The sequence below is a fragment of the Bradyrhizobium sp. YR681 genome (assembly GCF_000282615.1).
GTDB lineage: Bacteria > Pseudomonadota > Alphaproteobacteria > Rhizobiales > Xanthobacteraceae > Bradyrhizobium.
This window is the reverse complement of record NZ_AKIY01000276.1, coordinates 1-970: the sequence shown is the minus strand read 5'-3', so window position 1 is coordinate 970 and position 970 is coordinate 1. Positions and strand designations below refer to the sequence as shown.

Below are 970 nucleotides of genomic sequence, written 5' to 3'. Positions count from 1 at the left end.
GACCAAGCTCCAGGCGCTGCTCGTCCAAGCCAAGACCGCTGGTATCGACCGTAGCAAGATCCAGGCGGACGTCACCCAGATCCAGCAGGACATGAACCTCAAGGCCAGCTCGGCCACCTTCAACGGCATCAACTGGCTGAGCATTGACACCTCGGCCTCGACCACGGCCACGCCGGCGACTTTCAACCTCGTGTCGTCGTACTCTCGCGTCGGTGGCACCCCCACGATCGGTTCGATCACCGTGACGACCGCCGACTACGCGCTCTACACCACCGGCGGCGCCTCCAACACCGGCATTCTGGACACGCAGACCTCCGGTGTGTCGGTCGCCAACATGACCATCGGCACGCTGACCGACTCGGCAGCCGACCAGACCACGCTCGATGGCTACATCGCGCAGGTCACCACCGCGATCAACTCGGTGGCTTCGGCCGCTGCGAACCTCGGTGCCGTCAAGAACCGCATCTCGACCAACACGGAATTCGTGAAGTCGCTGATGGACTCGGTTGACCGCGGTGTCGGCCAGCTCGTCGACGCCGACATGAACCAGGAGTCCACCCGCTTGTCGGCCCTCCAGGTCCAGCAGCAGCTCGGCGTTCAGGCGCTCTCGATCGCCAACAACAGCAGCCAGAGCATCCTCTCGCTGTTCCGCTAAGCGTCAAAACCATCTGGGGAGGGCCGCGCTTCTGATGAAGCGCGGCCCTTTCGTTTGGCGTAGTCGTGCGCACACCACAATTTCGGCTGCGTTGTTGCCGCAAGGACACAGAGCCACAAGCCTCGCACAAGCTTCGCTGGATAACCTCACCGCTACGACAGATTGGGCATCAACCCGCTTTTACGCGGCCCAAAGGCATGACGCCGCCCTGCCGTACCGGTGCAAGTCCGGTATGTCCCCAAACTCAATTCAATCTCCAAAGGGACATCAAAAATGGGTTCTAGCCTCCTCACTAACTCCTCCGCCATGACCGCG

1 protein-coding gene is annotated in these 970 nt (G+C 61.9%); it reads left to right on the top strand.

Annotated features, from left to right (window positions below; translation table 11 throughout):
• The coding region (locus tag PMI42_RS30165; protein WP_008141638.1) for a flagellin at nt 1-655 on the top strand (655 nt) is incomplete at its 5' end.
• Between the last annotated feature and the right edge of the window lie 315 nt (nt 656-970).